The sequence below is a fragment of the Nocardioides solisilvae genome, assembly GCF_003194625.1.
GTDB classification, from domain to species: domain Bacteria; phylum Actinomycetota; class Actinomycetes; order Propionibacteriales; family Nocardioidaceae; genus Nocardioides; species Nocardioides solisilvae.
Map to the genome: position 1 here is coordinate 60746 of NZ_QHKX01000004.1, position 21219 is coordinate 81964.

Here is a 21219-nt window from a genome sequence, read left to right on the forward strand (position 1 = left end):
AGCGTCAGCGGTCGGGCTGGCACCGCGGGCACCAGTACGTCGCCCGCTCCTTGCCCGGCGGACCCGACTGCTCGACGCTGACGGTCGTCCCGCAGCGCAGGCACTGGCGCTGCCGGTAGACCCAGGTCCGTCGTCCGCGTCGCAGGTCGCCCGTGGTCGACTGCTCGGCGCGCTCCTTGTTGTGCTCCAGCATCAGCTTCGCGCGCCGCACGAGCCGGGTCAGGTCGGGCACCCGGGCGACGGGCGTGGTCGGACGGACGCCGCTGGTGAAGCACAGCTCGGCGGCGTACATGTTGCCGATCCCCGCCAGCCTGGTCTGGTCCAGCAGGGCGTGGACGAGGGGGCGGTCGGGGTCCTCGGTGAGCCTGCGCAGCGCCTCCGCCTCGTCCCAGTCGGGACCGAGCAGGTCGGGTCCGAGGTGGCCGACGACCTCGTGCTCGTCGCCTGTGGGCACGAGCTCCACGATCCCGAGGGAGAAGCCCACGGCGGTCCGCTCGCCCGCCTCCAGCACCACCCGGGCGGTGTGCACCGGACGCCGCCACCGCTGTCCCGGGCCGTAGGCCTGCCAGGCGCCCTCCATCTTCAGGTGGGTGTGCAGGGTCCACGCGCGGTCCGCCTCGATCCGGGTGAGCAGGTGCTTGCCCCGGCTCGCCGTGTGCCGCACGGTCGCCCCGGCGAGGTCGCGCGTCGCCAGCTGGGGGACCCGGAAGTCGGTGGCCGTCAGGGTGCGGCCGGCCAGCGTGCGGTCCAGCAGCCGTGCGGCCCGCCAGACGGTGTCCCCCTCAGGCACGGATCCTCAGCCCCTTCGGCGTGGCCACGAAGCCCGCGTCGCGCAGGGCGTGGCGCAGCGGGGTCTCTCCGGCACCGAGCAGCTGGGAGCCGTCGGCCCGCTCGACGGTGAGGCGGCCCAGCGCCCCGCCGCGGACCGACTCCGCGAGCGCTCTAGCCGCGGGCTCCAGCCGCGCGGGCTCGTCGGACCACGTGAGCAGCGTCCGGCCCCCGCGCTCGACGTACAGCGTGAGGTGCCCGTCGACCAGCACGACGAGGGCGCCCGCCTTCCGCCCGGGGCGGTGCCCCGAGGTCTCGGGCCAGGGGAGCGCGGCGCCGTACGGGTTGGCCGGGTCGGTGGCCGCGAGCGCGACCGCCTCGGGTGGCGACGTGCCGCGGTCGGTGTCGGAGAAGGTCCGCAACCGGTCCACGGCACCCGCCGTGCCGAACTGGGCGGCGCCCAGGCCCTCCACGAAGTACCCCCGACGGCAGCGACCGGACTCCTCGAAGGCGGCCAGGACCTTGTAGACGCCCGCGAACCCGCCCGTGACCCGCTCGCTCGAGACGGCGCCCCGGGTGACGACGCCGTGCCGCTCCAGCAGGTGCTCGGCCAGGGCGTGGGCCCGCCTGGTCGGGTCGGCGTCCCTGGCCGGCAGGAGCGACCAGCGCCCGGCGGTCTCCGGCGGGCCGCTGCGGATCGGCATCCGCCCGGTCCGCGGCGGGGCGCGTCGGGTGCGGTGCGAGGCCGTGCCGGAACGCACCAGGGCGCGCAGCGGGACGACGGTGTCGTTGGTGACGTGGCCCGCCCAGACCAGGCCCCACAGGGCCGCCGACAACCGCTGGTCGGAGGTGGAGCCGACCTGGTCGGAGAGCTGGCGGAAGAAGAAGGCCCCACCCGGGGCCAGCGCCTCGAGCACGCGCAGCTGGAGCTCGTCGAGCTCCTCCTCCGACGGGTCGGGGAGTGTCAGGTGGGCCTGGTCGGCCAGGTGCAGGCTGACCCATCCGTCGCTGCCGGGCAGCGCCGCGTGCCCGCACCACAGCACCTCGCCCGAGGCGGTGAGCTCGTCGAGGTACGCCGACTGGTAGTCGCGGACCCGCGCCGCCAGCACGAGGGGCTCCAGCGCGCTCGCGGGCACGGAGCAGCCGGCCAGCTGCTCCAGCGCGGTGACCACACCGTCCACGCCGCGCAGCGCGCCCCGGGTGGTGGTCACCTTCTGCCAGGCGGGCAGGAACCGCGCGAGCGTGTCGGGGGTGACGGGCTCGACCTCCTGGCGCAGCCGCGCCAGCGAGCGTCGGCGCAGCCGGCGCAGCACCTGGGCGTCGCACCACTCCGGGCCCGTGCCCTGGGGGCGGAACTCGCCGTCCAGCACGCGCCCGCGGGCGGCCAGCCGCTGCAGCGTGTGCCGGGCGACGGCTTCGCCCAGGCTGAACCGGGCAGCCACCGCCTCCGTGGTGAAGGGGCCGTGCGTGCGTGCGTAGCGGGCCACGAGGTCGCCGACGGGGTCTTCCTGCACCTCGGTGAAGGCCACCGGCGTCCCCTGCGGGACGGGCACGCCCAGGCCGTCCCGCAGGCGGGCGACCTCCTCGATCGTGCACCAGACCTGCTGCCCGCCCATCCGCACCTCAACGACCCGGCGGCTCGCCGCCAGCTCGGCGAGCCAGGCCTCCACCGGTGAGCCCTCGCGGGTCCGCTCGCGCACCTCGGCCACGGTCAGCGGGCCGAGCAGCCGCAGCATGTCGACGACGCCCTCGGCGTCCCGGGCGCGACGCTCCTCGCTGAGCCACTGCAGGTCGGCCTCGACCTCGGCCAGCACGTCGGGGTCCAGCAGCTCGCGGAGCTCGGCGCGGCCCAGCAGCTCGGCCAGCAGGGACTGGTCGAGGCTCAGGGCGGCGGCCCGGCGCTCGGCGAGCGGCGAGTCGCCCTCGTAGAGGAACTGCGCGACGTACCCGAAGAGCAGGGTCCGCGCGAAGGGGGAGGGCTGCGTCGTGGCGACGTCGACGACGGCGACCTCCCGGCGCTGCACCGCGCCGAGGAGGCGCAGCAGCGACGGTAGGTCGTAGGCGTCCTGCAGGCACTCCCGGACCGCCTCCAGCACGATCGGGAAGGAGGGGTACTTGACCGCCACCTCCAGCAGCTGGGCGCTGCGCTGCCGCTGCTGCCACAGCGGGCTGCGGCGCCCGGGGTCGCGGCGGGGCAGCAGCAGGGCGCGGGCGGCACACTCCCGGAACCGGCTGGCGAAGAGGGCGGACCCGCCGACCTCGTCGGTGACGAGCTGCTCGACCTCCTCGGGCTCGAAGACGACGAGCTCGGCGCCCGGCGGCTCCTGGTCGCTGTCGGGGACGCGGATCACGATGCCGTCGTCGGCGGCCATCGCCTGCCCGTCGACGCCGTGCTGCTCCCTCAGGCGCGCGTTGATCGCCAGCGCCCAGGGTGCGTGCACCGGCATCCCGTAGGGGGAGTGCAGCACCAGCCGCCAGTCGCCGAGCTCGTCGCGGAACCGCTCGACGAGGAGCTGGCGGTCGTGGGGGACGGCGTTGGTCGCCTCGCGCTGCTCGGTCAGGTAGTGGACGAGGTTGGTGGCGGCGAACGTGTCCAGCCCGTGCCCCTGCGCCTCGGCGACCGCGTCCGCGACCGGCATCGAGGAGAGCTCGCGGCAGAGCTCGCCGATGGCTGCGCCGAGCTCGGCGGGCCGACCCAGGCCGTCGCCCTTCCAGAAGGGCAGCTTGCCCGGCACGCCGGGGGCCGGGGTGACCAGCACGCGGTCGTGGGTGATGTCCTCGATCCGCCAGCTGCTCGCGCCCAGCGCGAAGACGTCGCCGACCCGGGACTCGTAGACCATCTCCTCGTCGAGCTCGCCCACGCGCCGACCCGCACCGTCGCCGACGAGGTAGACGCCGAAGAGCCCACGGTCGGGGATGGTCCCGCCGCTGGTCACCGCCAGGCGCTGCGCGCCGGGACGCGCGGTGAGCCGGCCCGTCACCCGGTCCCAGACGATGCGCGGGCGCAGCTCGGCGAACTCCTCGCTGGGGTAGCGGCCGCTCAGCAGGTCGAGGGTGGCGTCGAAGGCGCTGCGGGGGAGCGAGGTGAACGGCGCCGCCCGGCGCACCAGTGCGTAGAGCTCCTCGACGTCCCACTCGTCCACCGCCGTCGCGGCCACCACCTGCTGGGCGAGCACGTCGAGCGGGTTCGCCGGGACGCGCAGGCTCTCGATCTGGCCCGACCGCATCCGCTGGACCGCCACCGCGGTCTGGGCCAGGTCGCCGCGGTGCTTGGGGAAGAGGACGCCGCGGCTGGTCTCGCCGACCTGGTGGCCGGCGCGGCCGACCCGCTGCAGCGCGCTCGCGACGCTCGGCGGCGACTCGATCTGGATGACGAGGTCGACCGCCCCCATGTCGATGCCGAGCTCGAGGCTGCTGGTGGCGACCACGCAGGGGAGCCGGCCCTGCTTGAGGTCGTCCTCGATGACGGCCCGCTGCTCCTTGGAGACCGAGCCGTGGTGGGCCCTGGCCAGCACGGGAGCCGCCCCCTGCGTGGCCCCGGCCTGGGCCATCACCTCCGCCGGCGGCCGGCTCGTGGCACCCTCGGCCCCCTTGCCTCCGTCGGCCCCGGGGTCCGGGTCGGCGGCGCGCTCCACGGCGATCTCGTTGAGCCGCGCCGTCAGTCGCTCGGCCAGCCGGCGGGAGTTGGCGAAGACGATCGTGGAGCGGTGCTGCTCCACGAGGTCGACGACCCGTTCCTCGACGTGGGGCCACAGGGACTGGCTGCGACGCGGGTCGCCGGACTCCTCGTCGTACTCCTCGGGGGCCGTCATGTCCTCGACCGGGACCACGACCTGCAGGTCCCAGGTCTTCTCGCTGGGCGGGGCGACGATCTCCACCTGCGCGTGGCCGCCCAGGAAACGGGCGACCTCCTCGAGCGGGCGGACGGTCGCGCTCAGCCCGATCCGTTGCGCCGGCGCCGGGAGCAGCGCGTCCAGCCGCTCGAGGGACAGCGCGAGGTGGGCGCCGCGCTTGCTGCCCGCGACGGCGTGGACCTCGTCGAGGATGACGGTCTCCACCCCGCGCAGCGACTCCCGCGCCTGGCTGGTGAGCATGAGGAAGAGGGACTCGGGGGTGGTGATGAGGATGTCGGGCGGCGAGGTGCTCAGCCGTCGGCGCTCGGCCGCCGGGGTGTCGCCCGAGCGCACGCCCACCCGGACCTCCGGCAGCTCCGCGCCGAGCCGGGCCGCGGTGTGCCGGATCCCGGTCAGCGGGGCGCGCAGGTTGCGCTCGACGTCGACCGCGAGCGCCTTGAGGGGGGAGACGTAGAGGACGCGGCACCGGCGCGCGGGCTCCGGCGGCTCCTCGGTGAGCAGGCGGTCGATCCCGGCCAGGAAGGCGCTGAGGGTCTTGCCCGAGCCCGTCGGCGCGACCACCAGCGCGTGACGGCCGCCGCGGATCGCCTCCCACGCGCCCTCCTGGGCGGCCGTCGGCTCCGCGAAGGCCGCACGGAACCACTCGCGGGTGGGGGCGCTGAAGGCGTCGAGGACCGGCACCCCGTCATCCTGACACCCGGCACCCACACCGGCGCCGCGCTGCGGTCCGCCGCCGCATCGCTCTTGTACGGTCGGCGGGTGAGCGACTCCATGATCTCGGCGCGGGGGCTGCGCAAGAGCTTCGGCGACTTCGAGGCGGTCCGGGGGATCGACGTCGAGGTGGCCCGGGGCGAGACCTTCGGCTTCCTCGGCCCCAACGGCGCCGGCAAGTCCAGCACCATGCGGATGGTGGCGGCGGTCAGCCCGGTCAGCGGCGGCGAGCTGCGGATCCTCGGCATGGACCCGGCCGTCGACGGTCCGGCGATCCGCTCCCGCCTCGGGGTCTGCCCCCAGGAGGACACCCTCGACAACGAGCTCAACGTCTTCGACAACCTCTACGTCTACGGGCGCTACTTCGGGATCCCGCGCGCGGAGGTGCGCGACCGGGCGGAGCAGCTGCTGGAGTTCGTCCAGCTCACCGAGAAGCGCCGCGCGCGGGTCGAGGACCTCTCCGGCGGCATGAAGCGCCGGCTCACCATCGCCCGCAGCCTGGTGAGCTCGCCCGAGCTGCTGCTGCTCGACGAGCCGACCACCGGGCTGGACCCGCAGGCCAGGCACGTCCTCTGGGAGCAGCTCTACCGCCTCAAGCACGCCGGCGTCACGCTCGTCCTGACCACGCACTACATGGACGAGGCCGAGCAGCTCTGCGACAGGCTCGTGGTGATGGACAAGGGGCGGATCGTCGCCGAGGGGAGCCCCCAGCAGCTGATCCGGGAGCACTCCACGCGCGAGGTGGCCGAGCTGCGCTTCGGGATCGGGGAGAACGAGCGGATCGCCGAGAAGGTCGCCGACGTGGGGACCCGGCTCGAGGTGCTCCCCGACCGGCTGCTCGTCTACTCCGACGACGGCGAGGAGGTCCTGGCGAGGGTCCACGAGCGCGGGCTGACCCCGCAGGCGGTGCTGGTCCGGCGCTCCACGCTCGAGGACGTCTTCCTCGCCCTCACCGGCCGATCGCTGGTGGACTGATGGCGGGCACCACCCGCCCCGAGGGCGCGCTGGCGCTGGGCGCCGGCGACCGGCTGACCGCCCGCGAGGGCCTGGCCCGCCAGCTCGACTACTGGTGGACCGTCCACCGCCGGACGTGGCGGGGCGGGGTCGTCTCCAGCTTCGTCGCGCCGCTCTTCTACGTCGTCGCCATGGGCGTCCTCCTCGGCGGGTTCGTCGACGCCGGGCCCGACCGCCTCGAGGGCGCCACGTCGTACCTCGCCTTCGTCGTGCCGGGCCTCGTGGCCGCCCACGTCATGCAGGTCGCCGTGGGGGAGACCACCTATCCGGTGATGGGCGGGATCAAGTGGCAGAAGACCTACTGGGCGCAGGTGGCGACTCCGCTCTCGGTGCGCGACGTCGTCAACGGCCAGCTCGCCTTCGCGGTCAGCAAGGTCGCCTCCGCCAGCGCCGTCTTCCTCCTCGTGCTCGCCCCCTTCGGCGTCTTCGGCTCCTGGTGGGGGCCGCTCCTGGCGTGGCTCGGGCTGGTCCTGCTCGGCGCCGCCTTCGCCGCTGGTGTCATGGCCTTCAGCGTGCGGGTCCGCAACGAGCAGTCCTTCGGCCTCGTGCACCGGCTGGGCGTCGTCCCCCTGACCCTCTTCTCGGGCGCGTTCTTCCCCGTCGCCAACCTCGGTCCCGTGCTGGAGTGGGTCGCCCGGGCCACGCCGCTGTGGCACGGCGTGAGCCTGACCCGGATGCTCTGCCTGGACGTCGTCGACTGGCCCCTGGCCCTCCTCCACGTGCTGGTGCTGGCGGCGGTGGCCGCCGTCGGCTGGCGGCTGGCGGTCACCGGCCTCGAGCGACGGATGGCCGTCTGATGGCGGCCGTGGTCCCGCAGCGGACGACGCAGCGGGCGACCCGGCTCGGCCCCGCCCAGGCGGCGGGGGTGCTGGTGCTGCGCAACTTCATCACCTACCGGTCGGCCTGGAAGCTCTTCCTCACCGGATTCCTGGAGCCGGTCTTCTACCTGTTCTCGATCGGCATCGGGGTGGGCGCGCTGGTCGAGGGGTTCGTCGTCGACGGCCGGGAGATCCCGTACGCCGCCTTCGTGGCGCCCGGGATGCTGGCCGCGTCGGCGTTCAACGGGGCGCTGATGGACTCGACGTACAACGTCTTCTTCAAGCTCAAGTACGACAAGCTCTACGACCAGATGCTCGCGACCCCGCTGACCCCGGCCGACGTGGCGCGCGGCGAGATCGCGTGGGGCCTGATCCGCGGGTCGACGTACTCCGCGGCCTTCCTGCTGGTGATGGCCGCCATGGGGCTGGTGGAGTCGTGGTGGGGCCTGCTGGCGCTGCCGGCGGCCGTGCTCATCGCCTTCGCGTTCTCGGCGGTCTGCATGGCGCTCACGACGTACATGAAGTCGTTCCAGGACTTCGACAAGATCACCCTGGCCCAGCTGCCGTTGTTCCTCTTCTCTGCGACCTTCTTCCCGCTCAGCTCGTACGGCGACGGGGTGGTCCGCTGGCTCGTGGAGGCCACGCCGCTCTACCGCGGCGTCGTGCTCTGCCGCGAGCTGACCACGGGCCACCTCTCGGCCGCCTCGGCGGTCAGCGTGGTCTACCTGCTGGCGATGGGACTGGTCGGCCTCGCGGTCGTGCGCCGGCGGCTCGGGAAGCTGCTGCTCACCTGAGGCAGGCGACGCCCGGGATCCCGCGGACCCGGCTCGTGGGAAGCGTGCCTCAGGGCAGGGTGACGAGCATCTTCTGGTACCAGGCGATGTCGATCCACTGGTCGAACTTGAAGCCGATCTCCTTCATCTCGCCGACCTTCTCGAAGCCGGCGGCGCGGTGCAGCGCCTCGCTCGCGGGGTTGGGCAGCGCGACCAGCGCCACCGCGGTGTGCACCCCCGAGACCGCCATCGTCTCCAGCAGCGCCGGGTAGAGCATCCGGCCCACGCCCAGGCCGCGCACCCGGCTGTCCAGGTAGATCGACGTCTCCCGGGTGAGCTCGTAGGCGGGGCGGGGCCGGAACGACCAGGAGTAGGCGTAGCCCACGGCGCGGTCGTCCTCGTCCACCGCCACCAGCAGGTGGTCGCCGGGGTGCTGGCCGTCCAGCCGCGCCCGCCAGTAGTCCAGGTCGGGGGGCTCGAGGTCGAACGTCGCCGTCGAGTGCTCCACCGCGTGCGTGTAGATGTCGGAGATCACGGCGAGGTCGCGCTCGGCCGCCGATCGGGTCGAGAAGGTGGGCATGGGCGACATGGTCTCAGGTGCGGCTGGTTCAATGTGCGGGTGCCTGACCGCTTCGGCCCCCCGCCGCCCGACACCAAGGACTGGACCTGGGTGCTGGAGCGGCCCTGCCCCGAGTGCGGGACCGACGCGGCGGCCCTGGGCGTCGCCGAGCTCCCCGACCTGCTCCGGCGCAGCTCGCTGGCCCTGGGCGACGCCCTCCGGGACCCGGAGGCGGCCCGGCGCCGCCCCGCGCCGGACCGGTGGTCGCCCCTGGAGTACGCCTGCCACGTGCGCGACGTCCACCTGGTCTTCGCCGAGAGGGTCCGGGCCGTGCTGGCCGAGGACGGCGTCCGGTTCGCGAACTGGGACCAGGACGCCGCCGCCCTGGCGGGGCGCTACGCGGAGCAGGACCCCGTCGAGGTCGAGCTCGAGCTGCTCGGGGCCGCCGGCACGGTGGCCGGGCTCTACGCGGCCGCGACGCCCGAGCAGGAGGCGCACACCGGCCTGCGCAGCAACGGCAGCGCCTTCACCCTGCGCACGCTGGGGCAGTACCACCTGCACGACGTGCTGCACCACCTCCATGACGTCGGGCGCCCGCTGTGAGCATCCGGGTGCCCCGCGCATGAGGTACACCGAGTTCTGGGAGCGCCTCGAGCAGGTGAAGGGCGCGGAGACCCGGTCGTGGGCCGAGCTCTTCGTGATGCCCGAGCTGGGCTCCCGCACGGTCAACGAGGCGCTGGACGCCGGGGTGCCGCCCAAGCAGGTCTGGGCCGCGGTCCGGGAGGCGCTCGAGCTGCCGGACAGCCACAAGTGACGCACCCCGCGCAGGAGACGGCGGCGCTGCCCGACGTCGCCGTCGTGCAGCGGCGCACGGTGGCCACCCTGGTCCTGGTCCAGGCGCTGGGCGCCCTGGGCATGACCATCGGCATCGCGACCGCCTCGCTGCTCGCGCGCGACCTCTCCGGGTCCGAGCGGCTGGCGGGCCTGGCGCAGACCTTCCAGGTGCTCGGGACGGCGGCCGCGGCGTGGCTGCTGGCCGGCCTGATGACCCGCTCCGGCCGCCGCGTCGGGCTCGTCACCGGGTACGTCGTGGCGGCGGTCGGCGCCGTGCTCGCCGTGCTGGCCGGGGTCTGGGGCAGCATGCTCGTGCTGCTCGTCGGGATGGTCCTGCTCGGCGCGGCCACCGCCTCCAACAACGCCGCGCGGTACGCCGCCACCGACCTCGCGCCGCCGTCGAGCCGTGCGCGGGCGCTCTCGGTCGTCGTGTGGGCCACGACGCTGGGCGCCGTGGTGGGTCCCAACCTCACCGGTCCGGCGTCGGCGCTGGCGGAGGTGCTGGGGGTGCCCCGCCTCACGGGTCCCTTCGTGCTGGGCGCGGTCGGCATGGCGGTGGCGGCGGGCGCCGCTCTCCTCCTGCTGCGTCCCGACCCGCTCCTGCTGGCCCGGCAGGTCGCGGCCGCGGAGCTGGACACGGGGCCGGTCGTGACGCCCGCCGGCCCCGCGACGACGTCCTGGGGCCGGGTCGTCGAGGCCCTGCGCGAGCGCCCGGTGCTGGGCGTCGCCACCGCGGGGATGTCGGCCGCGCACGCGACGATGGTGGCGGTGATGGTGATGACGCCGCTGCACATGGAGCACGGCGAGGCGGGGCTCGAGGTGATCGGCTTCGTCATCTCGGTCCACGTGCTCGGGATGTTCGCCTTCTCGCCGTTCGTGGGGACGGCCGTCGACCGGGCAGGGCGGGCGCCCGTCCTGGGGGCCGGGGGAGTGGTGCTCCTGGTGTCGCTGGCGTTGTGCGCGCTGGCCCCGGAGGGGACGTCGTGGCAGATCTTCGCCGGGCTCTTCCTGCTGGGCCTGGGCTGGTCCTGCGTCACGATCTCGGCCTCGACCCTGGTCGTCGACCACGCGCCCCTGGCGTCGCGGGCGGACGTCCAGGGAGCGGCGGACATGACCATGAGCCTCACGGCGGGGGCGGCGAGCGCGGGCGCGGGAGTGGTGGTCGGGGCCTGGGGCTACCCGGTGCTCGCCGGCCTCGCCGCGGTGCTCGCCGCCGTGGTGGTGCTGGCGGCGGCACTGGTGCCGCAGTGGGTCCGACACGCCGAAGCCCGCTGACACGCTCGAACACCTGTTCGGGCTAGGGTGGCTCCGCAGGTACGACGCGGGGCGAGGTTCTCCACAGCGACGACACGGCTGATCAGGCTTGTCGGTGGCTCCCCCTAGCGTCGACGACGTACCTGGCACACCGACGAGACGAATTGGGGCACAGACATGGCTGGTGGAGATCGCGAGAAGGCGCTGGACGCTGCCCTCGCCAACATCGAGAAGTCGTTCGGCAAGGGCTCGGTCATGCGACTGGGCGACGAGACCCGCGCTCCGCTGGAGGTGATCCCCACCGGCGCCATCGCGCTCGACGTGGCCCTCGGGCTCGGTGGCCTTCCCCGCGGCCGGGTCGTGGAGATCTACGGTCCGGAGTCCTCCGGAAAGACGACGGTCGCGCTGCACGCGGTGGCCAACGCGCAGGCCGCCGGCGGCATCGTGGCCTTCATCGACGCGGAGCACGCGCTCGACCCGGAGTACGCGAAGGCCCTCGGGGTCGACACCGACGCGCTCCTGGTCTCCCAGCCCGACTCGGGCGAGCAGGCCCTGGAGATCGCCGACATGCTGGTGCGCTCGGGTGCCCTCGACCTGATCGTCATCGACTCGGTCGCGGCGCTGGTGCCCCGTGCCGAGATCGAGGGCGAGATGGGCGACAGCCACGTGGGCCTGCAGGCGCGCCTGATGAGCCAGGCGCTCCGCAAGATGACGGGTGCGCTGAACAACTCCGGCACCACGGCGATCTTCATCAACCAGCTGCGCGAGAAGATCGGCGTCATGTTCGGCTCGCCCGAGACCACGACGGGTGGTCGGGCGCTGAAGTTCTACTCGTCGGTCCGCCTCGACGTCCGCCGGATCGAGACCCTGAAGGACGGCCAGGAGATGGTCGGCAACCGGACCAGGGTCAAGGTCGTGAAGAACAAGGTCGCGCCGCCGTTCAAGCAGGCGGAGTTCGACATCATGTACGGCAAGGGCATCAGCCGCGAGGGCGGGCTCATCGACGTGGGCGTCGAGGCGGGCCTCGTCCGCAAGGCCGGCGCCTGGTACACCTACGAGGGCGACCAGCTCGGGCAGGGCAAGGAGAACGCGCGCTCGTTCCTGCGCGACAACCCCGACCTCGCCAACGAGCTCGAGAAGCGCATCCTCGAGAAGCTGGGCGTGGGTCCGCAGGTCGACGCCCCGGGCGACGACCTCTCCGACGAGCCCATCGGGGTCAGTGACTTCTGAGCGACCGGGTCGGCACGACCCCGCCTGGCGCGGGGACGTCCACCACGGTGTGGCCGCCTGGACCGGGGAGCTCCCCGAGGACCCGGTCCAGGCCGGCCCGCCGGCCGACCACGAGGCGGTGGCGCGCAAGATCCTGCTCGACCAGCTCACGGGGCAGGCGCGCAGCCGCAAGGAGCTCGCCGACAAGCTCGCCGCCAAGAACGTGCCCGACGACGTCGCGACGCGGCTCCTCGACCGGTTCGAGGAGGTCGGGCTGGTCGACGACGAGGCGTTCGCCCGGGCCTGGATCGCCAGCCGCCAACCCGGCAAGGGGCTCGCGGGCCGGGCCCTGGCCCAGGAACTGCGGCGCAAGGGGATCGACGACGAGGTGGTCCGGGAGGCCGTCGCCGAGATCGACCCCGACGACGAGGTGGAGGCCGCCCGGGCGCTCGTCCGGCGCAAGATGCGCAGCATGGCACGCCTGGACCGCGAGGTGGCGACGCGCCGGCTGGTGGGGATGCTCGCGCGCAAGGGCTACGGCAGCGGCACGGCCTTCGCCGTGGTCCGGGAGGAGCTCGAGGCCGCCCGCCGGACGGACTAGGGTTCCCCCATGGCCGACGACACCCCTGTCCCGCTGGACACCTCCGCGCTGCGGGTGGACCCGGAGCACGTGGTGCTGGACGAGGCCCTGGCCGGGTCCACGCGCGGCTTCGCCGGCGACAAGGACGCCGGGAAGGCGGCCCTGGCCGCGCTGGGCGACGAGCTGGCCGATCTGCAGGAGCGGCTGTGGGCCAACCGCACCACCGGCTCGCAGCGACGGCTGCTGCTGGTGCTGCAGGGGATGGACACCAGCGGCAAGGGGGGAGTGATCCGCAAGACGCTGGGTCTCGTGGACCCCCAGGGCCTGCAGATCACCAGCTTCAAGGCGCCCACGCCCGAGGAGCTGGCGCACGACTTCCTCTGGCGGATCCGGTCCCGGGTGCCGACCCCGGGCCACATCGGGGTCTTCGACCGCAGCCACTACGAGGACGTCCTGATCGCCCGTGTCCGCGGGCTCGCCCCTGCCGCCGAGCTCGAACGCCGCTACGGCGCGATCAACGACTTCGAGGCCGAGCTCGCCGACTCCGGGGTGGTCCTGCTCAAGTGCATGCTGCACGTCTCCTCCGCCGTCCAGCGCGAGCGGCTGCAGGAGCGCCTCGACAACCCCGAGAAGCACTGGAAGTACGAGCCGGGCGACCTGGACGAGCGGGAGCTGTGGCCCGCCTACCGCGAGGCCTACGAGACGGCGCTGCGGCGCACCCACACCGACGCCGCCCCGTGGCACGTCGTCCCGGCGGACCACAAGTGGTACCGCAACCTGGCCGTGGGCCAGCTGCTGCTCGAGGTGCTGCGCGGGCTCGACCTCGGGTGGCCGACCGCGGACTTCGACGTCGAGGCCGAGAAGGCCCGGCTCGCCGCGACGGTGGTGCGGTGATCCCCCGGGTCGGAGTCACGCGCTACGTCACCCCGCTGCGGGAGGGGGGAAGCCTGCCGGGCCTGGTCGAGGCCGCCGACCTCGGGGTCTACGTCTGCAAGTTCCGCGGCGCCGGGCAGGGAGTGCGCGTGCTGGTCGCGGAGGTGCTGGCCGGTGAGCTCGCGCGTCGGCTGGGCCTGCGCACGCCGCGGCTCGTGGCGCTGGAGCTGGGCCCCGAGATCGCCCGCTACGAGGCCGACGAGGAGGTCCAGGACCTGCTGGTGGCCAGCGTCGGGCTCAACTTGGGCGTCGACTTCCTCCCCGGCGCCTTCGGCTTCGACGGCGAGCAGGCCACCGACCCCGAGGTGGCGGCTCGCATCCTGTGGCTCGACGCCTTCACCGCCAACGTCGACCGGAGCTGGCGCAACCCCAACCTGTTGCTCTGGCACGGGGACGTGTGGGCGATCGACCACGGCGCCTCCCTCTACTTCCACCACGCATGGGGCACGCGGGTGACCGACCCGGCCCGCTTCGCCGACCAGCCGTGGGACGTCACCGACCACGTCCTCGAGTCCGCGCTGCCGGGCCTTGCCCTGGCCGACGCCCACGCCCGGGGCGTCCTCTCCCGGGAGGTCTTCGCCGAGGTCGTCGCGCTGGTCCCCGACGAGTGGCTGGGATTCGTCCCCGAGACGCGGCCCGAGACCCTGCGGGCGGCGTACGTCGACTTCCTGGATGCGCGGCTGGGCAGCCGCGCCTGGCTGCCGGGGGAGGGGCGATGAGTCCGCTGGCCTACGAGTACGTCGTGCTGCGGTGCGTGCCGCGCCCGGAGCGCGAGGAGTTCCTCAACGTCGGCGTCGTGCTGCACTGCCAGGCCGCCGACTTCCTGGACGTGGCCTGGAGCGCGCCGCGCGAGCGGCTGCTCGCCCTGGACCCGGGGCTCGACGTCGACCGGGTCTGCGCCGCCCTGGACTTCTTGGCGGGCGTCTGCGCCGGCGACCCGCGCGTGGGGGCGGTGGCGACGAAGCCGTTGGGGACGCGGTTCGGCTTTCTCAAGGCTCCCCGGTCCACCGTGCTGCAGCCCGGGCCGGTCCACGGCGGGGTCACCGCCGACCCGGCCGCCCAGCTCGCGCACCTGCTGGCGCGGCTGGTCCGGTGAGCGGTCCTCTGCGGTCCGCCCACCCGACCGGCTCGCCGGTGGGTGTGCCGGGTCAGACCGGGACGAGCTCGACCGCGCCGACGGCGTAGCGGGCCAGGATGGTCCGCGCCACCTCGGGGTGGGCGCCGAGCGGGTCGGAGACCGCGACGGCGCCGGCCTCGAGCGCCAGCTCCTTGGCCCGGTCGGGCAGGAAGCCGGGGGCGAGGAAGAGGGAGGCGACGGCGATGTGACGCTTGCCCTGGTTGCGGAACGCCCGGACCGCCTCACCGGCGGCCGGCGGGGCGGCGGACGCGAAGGCCGCCGTCACGGGCAGCTTGTGACGGCTGCCCCAGACCCGCGCCAGGCGGGCGACCGACTGGTTGGCCAGGGCGTCGGAGGAGCCGGCCGCCGCGAGGACGAGGGCGTCGAGCTCCCGGACCCGTGCGTCCTTCAGGGCCTCGCGCATCCGCAGGTCCAGCACCTCCAGGAACGCCGACTCGAGGCCGAGCACCGAGGTCGCGCGCACCTTGAGACCCTCGTGGCGCTGCATACCCTCGGCGATGGCCTGCGGGACGTCGACCTTGGCGTGGTAGGCCTCGGTGAGGAGCAGCGGCACGACGACGATCTCGTCGTGGCCGGCCTTGACGAGCCGGTCGACCGTGGTCTCGAAGGACGGTCGGGACAGCTCGAGGAACGCCTGCTCGATCCGCAGGTCGGGGCGCATGCGCCGGACCTCGTCGACCAGGGCCTTGATCGTCGCCGCCGACCGGGGGTCGCGGCTTCCGTGGGCGAGTGCAACCAGTGCAGGAGCAGCCATCAGCATGGCCTCCCATCTCGGGTGAGGTGTGCATCGACGACGTTGTCGATCTTGTCCAGGAGTGAGGTCTGGTGGGTGCGGGCGCTCATGCGTGGATCCCGCACTCGGTCTTGCTGGTCCCGGCCCAGCGCCCGCTGCGCGGGTCGTCCCCGGGCGCCACCCGTCGGGTGCACGGCCAGCAGCCGATGCTCGGGTAGCCGTCGTGGACGAGCGGGTTGACGAGCACGCCGTGCTCGACGACGTAGCGCTCGACCTGCTCGTCCGACCAGCGGGCCAGGGGGGACACCTTGACCTTGCCCTTGCGGGCGTCCCAGCCGATGACCGGCGCGATGACCCGGTTGTGGGTCTCGGCCCGCCGCAGTCCGGTCGCCCACGCGTCGTAGCCGGCGAGGGCGTCCGCGAGCGGGGCGACCTTGCGCAGCGCGCAGCAGCGGTCGGGGTCGGTGCGGAAGAGCTCGGGCCCGTGCTCCGCGTCCTGCTCGGCGACGCTCTGGGTGGGACTGATCGTGATCAGGTTGACCGGCAGGGTCGCCTCCACGGCGTCCCGGGTCCCGATCGTCTCGGCGAAGTGGTAGCCCGTGTCGAGGAAGACCACGTCGACCCCGGGGGCGACCTTGCTGGCCAGGTGGGCGAGGACGGCGTCCCCCATCGAGCTGGTCAGGCAGAACCGGTCGCCGAAGGTGGCGACGGCCCACTCGATGATGTGCTCGGCGGGGGCGAGCTCGAGCTCGGCCCCGACGTGGGAGACCAGCTCGCGCAGCTCCTCGGGCGAGCGTCCCTCGGTGTGGGTGCCGCGGAAGGCGCGGGCGGCCTGGGTGGAGAGACTCATGCCGCACCTCCTCCGGGACGGATCATGCCGAGCATCTTGACGGTGAACGCGCGCAGGCAGGAGCGGCACTCCCAGGCCCCGTGGCCCTCCTGCGGGAACAGGTTCTCCTCGCCGCAGTAGGGGCAGTGGTAGGGCACCGCGCGCTCGCTCATGTCAGACCGCCTCCAGCTCGCGCTCGCCGCGCAGGTGGGCCTCGTCCGCCCGGGCGACCCAGGCGGCGAAGGTCTCGTCGTCGCGGCGGTCCGCGAGGAAGGCGGAGACGACGTGGGTCACGTAGTCGTCGAGCTCGGCGCTGGTCACCTTGTGGGCGCGTAGCTTGCGGCCGAAGGCGGCGCCCAGCCCCAACGCACCGCCGAGGTGGACCTGGAATCCCTCGACCTGGTTGCCGTCGTCGTCGAGCACGAGCTGGCCCTTGAGGCCGATGTCGGCGACCTGGGTGCGGGCGCAGGCGTTCGGGCAGCCGTTGACGTTCACCGTCACCGGGACGTCCAGGTCGGGGAAGCGGCGCTCCAGCTCCGCGACGAGGTCGCGGGCGCGGTTCTTGGTGTCGACGATGGCGAGCTTGCAGTACTCGATGCCGGTGCAGGCCATGGTGTTCCGGCGCCAGTTGGACGGGGTGGCGTCCAGGCCGATCGCGCGGAGGTCGGCGACGAAGCGCTCGGTGTCCGCGCCGGCGACCCCGAGGACCACCAGCTTCTGGTACGCCGTGAGGCGGACGCCCGTGGCGCCGTACTGCTCGACCAGGTCGGCCAGGTCGAGGAGGATCCGGCCGTTCACGCGGCCCACGACCGGGGCGGCACCGACGTAGAAGCGGCCGTCCTGCTGCTCGTGCACGCCGACGTGGTCGCCCTGCGTGGCCGGCGAGGCGGGGGAGTCGAGGTCGAGGAGCGCCCGGCCCAGGTACTCCTTCTCCATGACCTCGCGGAACTTCTCCTTGCCCCAGTCCGCGACGAGGAACTTCAGCCGCGCCTTCGACCGCAGCCGACGGTAGCCGTAGTCGCGGAAGATGCCGCAGACGGCCTCCCACACGTCGGGCACCTCCGCGAGGGGGACCCAGACGCCGAGCTTCTGCGCGAGCATCGGGTTGGTCGACAGCCCGCCGCCGACCCACACGTCGAAGCCGGGGCCGTGCTCGGGGTGCACCGTGCCCACGAACGAGACGTCGTTGACCTCGGGGGCCACGTCGTGGCTGGGGTGACCGGTCAGCGCGGTCTTGAACTTGCGCGGCAGGTTGGAGAACTCGGGGTTGGACAGGGCCCGGCGCTTGATCTCCTCCAGCGCCCAGGTGCCGTCGATGATCTCGTCCCGGGCGATCCCGGCGACGGGGGAGCCGAGGAAGGGGCGGGGGGAGTCCCCGCAGGCCTCGACCGTGGTCAGCCCGGCGCCCTCGAGCCGCTCCCAGATCGCGGGCACGTCGACCACGTCGATCCAGTGGTACTGGATGTTGTTGCGGTCGGTGATGTCGGCGGTGCCGCGGGCGAACTCCTCCGAGACGCTGCCGAGCGCCCGCAGCGCCGCCGCGTCCAGGATCGCGCCGTCGGTGCGCACCCGCATCATGAAGAAGCGGTCGTCGAGCTCCTCCTCCTCAAGCTGCGCGGTCTTGCCGCCGTCGAAGCCGGGGGCGCGCTGGGTGTAGAGGCCCATCCAGCGGAAGCGGCCGCGCAGGTCGGCCGGGTCGATCGAGTCGAAGCCGCGCTTGGAGTAGATGTTGACGATCCGGGCCCGCACGTTGAGCGGGTCGTCGTCCTTCTTTGTCTGCTCGTTCTTGTTCAGCGGCTCGGAGTAGCCGAGCGCCCACTGGCCCTCGCCGCGCTTGGGGCGGGGGCGGGCGGTGCGGGCCGGAGCAGGGGTGGCAGTCATGGTGGTCCTTGTTCGCTGAGGCCGCGCGCGTCGTCGAGCGCGGAAGGGGGCGGAGGTCAGCGGGGCCAACAGATCATGCTGCGGGTGCGCCCGTAGTCCACGTGGCGTCGGACCACGAGGTACGTGTGGGTGTCGCGGCTGATCATGTCAAGGAGTCTCAGTGGACGGACAGCAGCACCACAAGCGCGCTTTCCAACATGTGGACAGTCATCTCAGTCCATGGACGCAGTTCCGGGAGGCCACGCCTGACCGGCCAGGAGGTGAGGCACAGGTCACACCCGGGGCGCCGGGGTGGTCCAGTCGACGTCGGCACCTCCGCGGGCGCGCGCGGCCGTCGTCACTAGGCTGTGGGTCATGAGCGACTCCCTTGCCAAGACCGCCAGCACCGCCTACGACGCCGCCCTCGAGGTCATCGCCTCCGTGGAGCCGCGGATCGCCGCCGCCACGCGGCAGGAGCTGGCCGACCAGCGAGGTTCCCTCAAGCTCATCGCCTCGGAGAACTACGCCTCCCCGGCGGTCCTCCTCACGATGGGCACCTGGCTCAGCGACAAGTACGCCGAGGGCACCGTGGGTCACCGGTTCTACGCGGGCTGCCAGAACGTCGACACCGTCGAGGCGCTCGCCGCCGAGCACGCCCGCGAGCTCTTCGGCGCGCCGTACGCCTACGTCCAGCCGCACTCGGGCATCGACGCCAACCTCGTCGCGTTCTGGTCGATCCTGGCCAACCGGGTCGAGACGCCGGCGCTGGCCCGGCTCGGCGCCAAGAACGTCAACGAGCTGACGGAGGCCGACTGGGAGAGCCTGCGCCACGAGCTCGGCAACCAGCGGCTGCTCGGCATGAGCCTCGACGCCGGCGGCCACCTGACCCACGGCTTCCGCCCCAACATCAGCGGCAAGATGTTCCACCAGCAGCAGTACGGCACCGACCCCGTGACCGGGCTGCTCGACTACGACGCCGTCGCCGCCAAGGCGCGCGAGTTCAAGCCCCTGGTCCTGGTCGCCGGCTACAGCGCCTACCCGCGGCGGGTGGACTTCGCCAAGATGCGCGAGATCGCCGACGAGGTGGGCGCGGTCCTCATGGTCGACATGGCCCACTTCGCGGGCCTCGTGGCCGGCAAGGTCTTCACGGGCGACGAGGACCCGGTGCCCCACGCCCACGTGGTCACCACCACCACCCACAAGTCGCTGCGCGGCCCTCGCGGCGGCATGGTCCTGGCGCAGGAGGAGTTCGCGGCCGACGTCGACCGCGGCTGCCCGATGGTGCTCGGCGGGCCCCTCTCCCACGTGATGGCGGCCAAGGCCGTGGCCCTGGCGGAGGCCCGCACCACCGAGTTCCAGGGCTACGCCCAGCGGGTGGCCGACAACGCCAAGTCGCTGGCCGACGGGTTCCTGTCCCGCGGGGCCGAGCTGGTCACCGGCGGCACCGACAACCACCTGGTGCTGCTCGACGTCAGCTCGTTCGGCCTCACCGGCCGTCAGGCGGAGTCCGCCCTGCTCGACGCGGGCGTGGTGACCAACCGCAACTCCGTCCCGGCCGACCCCAACGGCGCCTGGTACACCTCGGGCGTGCGGCTCGGCACCCCGGCCCTGACCACCCGCGGCTTCGGCCACGACGAGTTCGACCGGGTGGCCGAGCTGATCGTCGAGGTGCTGAGCAGCACCCAGGCCGGCACCACGAAGGCCGGCGGCCCGTCGAAGGCGTCGTACGTGACCGGCGACGGCGTGGCCGACCGGGTGCGTGCGGCGAGCGCCGAGCTCCTCGACCGCCACCCGCTCTACCCGGGTCTCGACCTGGCCTGAGCCCGGCCCCCCGCGGGACGTCGTCACACCCGGTCGCCCCGGCGACCCCGCTCGACGACGTCCGCGGAGCGAAGGGATCAGGGGCCGGAGCCCGACCCCGCCTCGACCGCGCGACGCGGCGCCGCCGCGTATCCGGTGCGGGTGGGGGCGGGCTCCTGGCGCTCCTGCTCGGCGTGAGCCGAGCCCGCCGCGGGAGCCTCCTCCTCGGGCTCGGCATCGCGCAGGTAGAGGACGACCGAGATGGCGTTGGTCCGCACGAGGTACTGCCCGTCCGCGGGGTTGTCCAGGATGACGCCGTGCCCGTCGGACGCCACCGGCGTCCCCTCGAGCCACACACCCTCGACGAGCACCCGCACCGGGGTCCCCTGGTCCTGGGCCCGGTTGAGCAACGTGCCGACGGTGAAGATGGTGCTGCCCTGGGTCGCCATGGGGTCCTGTCCGGTGGGAGGTGCGGTGCCCCGACAGGGTAGGTCGCCGACCGGTCGCCACGACGCCGTTCGGCAGAAGACGACGCACCCGTCGGCTCCGCCTCCGGTCCCGGGATCGGCCGCCGTCAGTGGATAGCGTGTCGCCCATGTCCTCCAGCGTGCGGTCCCGGGCGGCGGGGGACCGCACGTGGCCGGCGCGGGCCCGTCACCTCGCGTGGCGCCTGGTCGTCACGACGTTCGGCGCGTGCATGCGCTACCGGGTCACCGGGCTCGCCGCGGAGGCGGCGTTCTTCGCGGTGCTCTCGGTCCCTCCGCTGGTCTTCGCGCTCACCGGCGCGATCGGCTTCGTCTCCGACCAGTACCCCGCGGCGCAGGTCGACGACGTGCGCCGGGCGATCATCGACCTGGCCTCCCAGGCCCTCACCGAGCGGGCCGTCGACGGGGTGATCGCGCCCACCATCGACCAGGTGCTGCGCGGGGGGCGCTTCGACGTCGTCTCGGTCGGGTTCGTGCTCGCGCTCTGGTCGGGCTCGCGGGCGCTCAACGTCTTCGTCGACACCATCACGATCATGCACGGACTGGGCGGCGAGCGGGGGATCGTGCGCACCCGGGCGCTCTCCTTCGGCCTCTACCTGCTGGCGCTGCTCACCGGGGCGGTGACGATCCCCCTCGTCGTCCTCGGGCCCGACCTGCTGGGGGAGTGGCTCCCCGACGACCTCGGCTTCCTCATGGCCTTCTACTGGCCGACCGTGATCGTGGTCTGCATCTGCTTCCTCGCCACGCTCTACCACGTCTCGGTGCCGGTGCGGACGCACTGGAGCTTCAACCTGCCGGGCGCCACCTTCTCGCTGGCGAGCTGGATCGTCGGGTCCTGGGTGCTGCGCTGGGTCCTGACGGTGACGGCGGCGGACTCCAAGTCGATCTTCGGCCCGCTCGCGGCCCCGATCGCGGTCCTGCTGTGGCTCTACCTGCTGGCGATCGCGGTGCTGATCGGCGCGGCCGTCAACGCGGCGTTCGACGCCGTCTTCCCGCAGAGCGCCACGACTCGGGCGCGCCACGAGCTCGTGCAGCGCCTGCGGCAGCGCGTCGGCGTGAAAGACTGA

21 protein-coding genes are annotated in these 21219 nt (G+C 73.5%); 13 read left to right on the forward strand and 8 right to left on the reverse strand.

Annotated elements, in window-relative coordinates:
- Positions 1-4: 4 nt before the first annotated feature.
- Positions 5-790 carry a DNA-formamidopyrimidine glycosylase family protein gene (locus DNK53_RS15500; RefSeq protein WP_110183256.1) on the reverse strand — a complete coding sequence of 262 codons (786 nt, stop codon included), beginning with the start codon at positions 788-790 and terminating at the stop codon, positions 5-7.
- On the reverse strand, positions 783-5303 hold the full coding sequence (locus DNK53_RS15505) for an ATP-dependent helicase (protein ID WP_110183257.1): 4521 nt from the start codon (positions 5301-5303) through the stop codon (positions 783-785). Before DNK53_RS15505 ends, DNK53_RS15500 begins: the two co-directional genes overlap by 8 nt.
- Before the next feature lie 78 nt (positions 5304-5381).
- Between DNK53_RS15505 and DNK53_RS15510 the strand changes: the two genes are divergently transcribed.
- The 3 genes from DNK53_RS15510 to DNK53_RS15520 are packed head-to-tail and all read left to right on the forward strand — an operon-like array spanning position 5382 to position 7959.
- Positions 5382-6308, forward strand: a complete 927-nt coding sequence (locus tag DNK53_RS15510; RefSeq protein WP_239456579.1) for an ABC transporter ATP-binding protein — start codon at positions 5382-5384, stop codon at positions 6306-6308.
- The gene (locus DNK53_RS15515) at positions 6308-7144 is read left to right on the forward strand and encodes an ABC transporter permease (RefSeq protein ID WP_110183258.1); all 837 of its coding nucleotides are present in this window, start codon (positions 6308-6310) and stop codon (positions 7142-7144) included. The genes DNK53_RS15510 and DNK53_RS15515 overlap by 1 nt, the downstream gene beginning before the upstream one ends.
- Positions 7144-7959, forward strand: coding sequence for an ABC transporter permease (locus DNK53_RS15520; RefSeq protein WP_110183259.1), 816 nt, complete (start codon positions 7144-7146; stop codon positions 7957-7959). The genes DNK53_RS15515 and DNK53_RS15520 overlap by 1 nt, the downstream gene beginning before the upstream one ends.
- 49 nt (positions 7960-8008) lie before the next feature.
- Here DNK53_RS15520 and DNK53_RS15525 read toward each other — a convergent pair whose 3' ends face one another.
- Complete coding sequence (locus DNK53_RS15525; protein WP_162599981.1) at positions 8009-8518, reverse strand: GNAT family N-acetyltransferase; 510 nt, start codon at positions 8516-8518, stop codon at positions 8009-8011.
- 39 nt (positions 8519-8557) lie between these two features.
- Between DNK53_RS15525 and DNK53_RS15530 the strand changes: the two genes are divergently transcribed.
- The 8 genes from DNK53_RS15530 (at position 8558) to DNK53_RS15565 (ending at position 14403) form a co-directional block, all read left to right on the forward strand.
- Entirely contained in the window at positions 8558-9100 is a 543-nt protein-coding gene (locus DNK53_RS15530) for a DinB family protein (RefSeq protein ID WP_110183548.1), read from the forward strand.
- Between the two features lie 19 nt (positions 9101-9119).
- A complete protein-coding gene (locus DNK53_RS15535; RefSeq protein WP_110183261.1) occupies positions 9120-9311 on the forward strand; it encodes a DUF3046 domain-containing protein in 192 nt (63 codons plus the stop codon).
- A complete protein-coding gene (locus DNK53_RS15540; protein ID WP_239456580.1) occupies positions 9308-10606 on the forward strand; it encodes an MFS transporter in 1299 nt (432 codons plus the stop codon). The genes DNK53_RS15535 and DNK53_RS15540 overlap by 4 nt, the downstream gene beginning before the upstream one ends.
- A 156-nt stretch (positions 10607-10762) precedes the next feature.
- On the forward strand, positions 10763-11815 hold the full coding sequence (gene recA, locus DNK53_RS15545; protein WP_110183262.1) for a recombinase RecA: 1053 nt from the start codon (positions 10763-10765) through the stop codon (positions 11813-11815).
- Positions 11805-12395: a regulatory protein RecX gene (locus DNK53_RS15550; protein WP_110183263.1), complete on the forward strand. Its 591-nt coding sequence runs from the start codon at positions 11805-11807 to the stop codon at positions 12393-12395. The genes recA and DNK53_RS15550 overlap by 11 nt, the downstream gene beginning before the upstream one ends.
- 9 nt (positions 12396-12404) lie before the next feature.
- Positions 12405-13268 carry a PPK2 family polyphosphate kinase gene (locus DNK53_RS15555; protein ID WP_110183264.1) on the forward strand — a complete coding sequence of 288 codons (864 nt, stop codon included), beginning with the start codon at positions 12405-12407 and terminating at the stop codon, positions 13266-13268.
- Positions 13265-14026: a HipA family kinase gene (locus tag DNK53_RS15560; RefSeq protein ID WP_110183265.1), complete on the forward strand. Its 762-nt coding sequence runs from the start codon at positions 13265-13267 to the stop codon at positions 14024-14026. Before DNK53_RS15555 ends, DNK53_RS15560 begins: the two co-directional genes overlap by 4 nt.
- Positions 14023-14403, forward strand: coding sequence for a DUF3037 domain-containing protein (locus DNK53_RS15565; RefSeq protein WP_110183266.1), 381 nt, complete (start codon positions 14023-14025; stop codon positions 14401-14403). The genes DNK53_RS15560 and DNK53_RS15565 overlap by 4 nt, the downstream gene beginning before the upstream one ends.
- Positions 14404-14455: 52 nt before the next feature.
- Here the strand turns inward: DNK53_RS15565 and DNK53_RS15570 are convergent, their stop codons facing one another.
- The 4 genes from DNK53_RS15570 to DNK53_RS15585 all read right to left on the reverse strand — a co-directional run bounded on the left by DNK53_RS15570 (position 14456) and on the right by DNK53_RS15585 (position 17888).
- Positions 14456-15199 (reverse strand): sirohydrochlorin chelatase, encoded by a 744-nt coding sequence (locus DNK53_RS15570; RefSeq protein WP_110183550.1) that lies wholly within the window; start codon positions 15197-15199, stop codon positions 14456-14458.
- A gap of 85 nt (positions 15200-15284) precedes the next feature.
- Positions 15285-16028 carry a phosphoadenylyl-sulfate reductase gene (locus DNK53_RS15575; protein WP_110183267.1) on the reverse strand — a complete coding sequence of 248 codons (744 nt, stop codon included), beginning with the start codon at positions 16026-16028 and terminating at the stop codon, positions 15285-15287.
- Positions 16025-16180: an Insertion element protein gene (locus DNK53_RS15580; protein WP_110183268.1), complete on the reverse strand. Its 156-nt coding sequence runs from the start codon at positions 16178-16180 to the stop codon at positions 16025-16027. Before DNK53_RS15580 ends, DNK53_RS15575 begins: the two co-directional genes overlap by 4 nt.
- Position 16181: 1 nt before the next feature.
- Positions 16182-17888, reverse strand: a complete 1707-nt coding sequence (locus DNK53_RS15585) for a nitrite/sulfite reductase (protein ID WP_110183269.1) — start codon at positions 17886-17888, stop codon at positions 16182-16184.
- A gap of 354 nt (positions 17889-18242) precedes the next feature.
- Between DNK53_RS15585 and DNK53_RS15590 the strand changes: the two genes are divergently transcribed.
- Positions 18243-19688: a glycine hydroxymethyltransferase gene (locus DNK53_RS15590; RefSeq protein ID WP_110183270.1), complete on the forward strand. Its 1446-nt coding sequence runs from the start codon at positions 18243-18245 to the stop codon at positions 19686-19688.
- Between the two features lie 77 nt (positions 19689-19765).
- Here the strand turns inward: DNK53_RS15590 and DNK53_RS15595 are convergent, their stop codons facing one another.
- Positions 19766-20116, reverse strand: coding sequence for a hypothetical protein (locus DNK53_RS15595; protein ID WP_110183271.1), 351 nt, complete (start codon positions 20114-20116; stop codon positions 19766-19768).
- Between the two features lie 146 nt (positions 20117-20262).
- On the opposite strand from DNK53_RS15595, the gene DNK53_RS15600 reads away from it, so the two are divergent.
- Positions 20263-21219, forward strand: coding sequence for a YihY/virulence factor BrkB family protein (locus DNK53_RS15600; protein ID WP_239456581.1), 957 nt, complete (start codon positions 20263-20265; stop codon positions 21217-21219).

Excerpts from the sequence above, each read along its gene's own strand:
- DNK53_RS15515 (WP_110183258.1), top strand. The coding sequence starts at position 6,308 with ATGGCGGGCACCACCCGCCCCGAGGGCGCGCTGGCGCTGGGCGCCGGC.
- DNK53_RS15520 (WP_110183259.1), top strand. The coding sequence starts at position 7,144 with ATGGCGGCCGTGGTCCCGCAGCGGACGACGCAGCGGGCGACCCGGCTC.
- DNK53_RS15525 (WP_162599981.1), bottom strand. The coding sequence starts at position 8,518 with ATGCCCACCTTCTCGACCCGATCGGCGGCCGAGCGCGACCTCGCCGTG.
- DNK53_RS15535 (WP_110183261.1), top strand. The coding sequence starts at position 9,120 with ATGAGGTACACCGAGTTCTGGGAGCGCCTCGAGCAGGTGAAGGGCGCG.
- recA (WP_110183262.1), top strand. The coding sequence starts at position 10,763 with ATGGCTGGTGGAGATCGCGAGAAGGCGCTGGACGCTGCCCTCGCCAAC.
- DNK53_RS15555 (WP_110183264.1), top strand. The coding sequence starts at position 12,405 with ATGGCCGACGACACCCCTGTCCCGCTGGACACCTCCGCGCTGCGGGTG.
- DNK53_RS15565 (WP_110183266.1), top strand. The coding sequence starts at position 14,023 with ATGAGTCCGCTGGCCTACGAGTACGTCGTGCTGCGGTGCGTGCCGCGC.
- DNK53_RS15570 (WP_110183550.1), bottom strand. The coding sequence starts at position 15,199 with ATGGCTGCTCCTGCACTGGTTGCACTCGCCCACGGAAGCCGCGACCCC.
- DNK53_RS15575 (WP_110183267.1), bottom strand. The coding sequence starts at position 16,028 with ATGAGTCTCTCCACCCAGGCCGCCCGCGCCTTCCGCGGCACCCACACC.
- DNK53_RS15580 (WP_110183268.1), bottom strand. The coding sequence starts at position 16,180 with ATGAGCGAGCGCGCGGTGCCCTACCACTGCCCCTACTGCGGCGAGGAG.
- DNK53_RS15585 (WP_110183269.1), bottom strand. The coding sequence starts at position 17,888 with ATGACTGCCACCCCTGCTCCGGCCCGCACCGCCCGCCCCCGCCCCAAG.
- DNK53_RS15590 (WP_110183270.1), top strand. The coding sequence starts at position 18,243 with ATGAGCGACTCCCTTGCCAAGACCGCCAGCACCGCCTACGACGCCGCC.
- DNK53_RS15595 (WP_110183271.1), bottom strand. The coding sequence starts at position 20,116 with ATGGCGACCCAGGGCAGCACCATCTTCACCGTCGGCACGTTGCTCAAC.
- DNK53_RS15600 (WP_239456581.1), top strand. The coding sequence starts at position 20,263 with ATGTCCTCCAGCGTGCGGTCCCGGGCGGCGGGGGACCGCACGTGGCCG.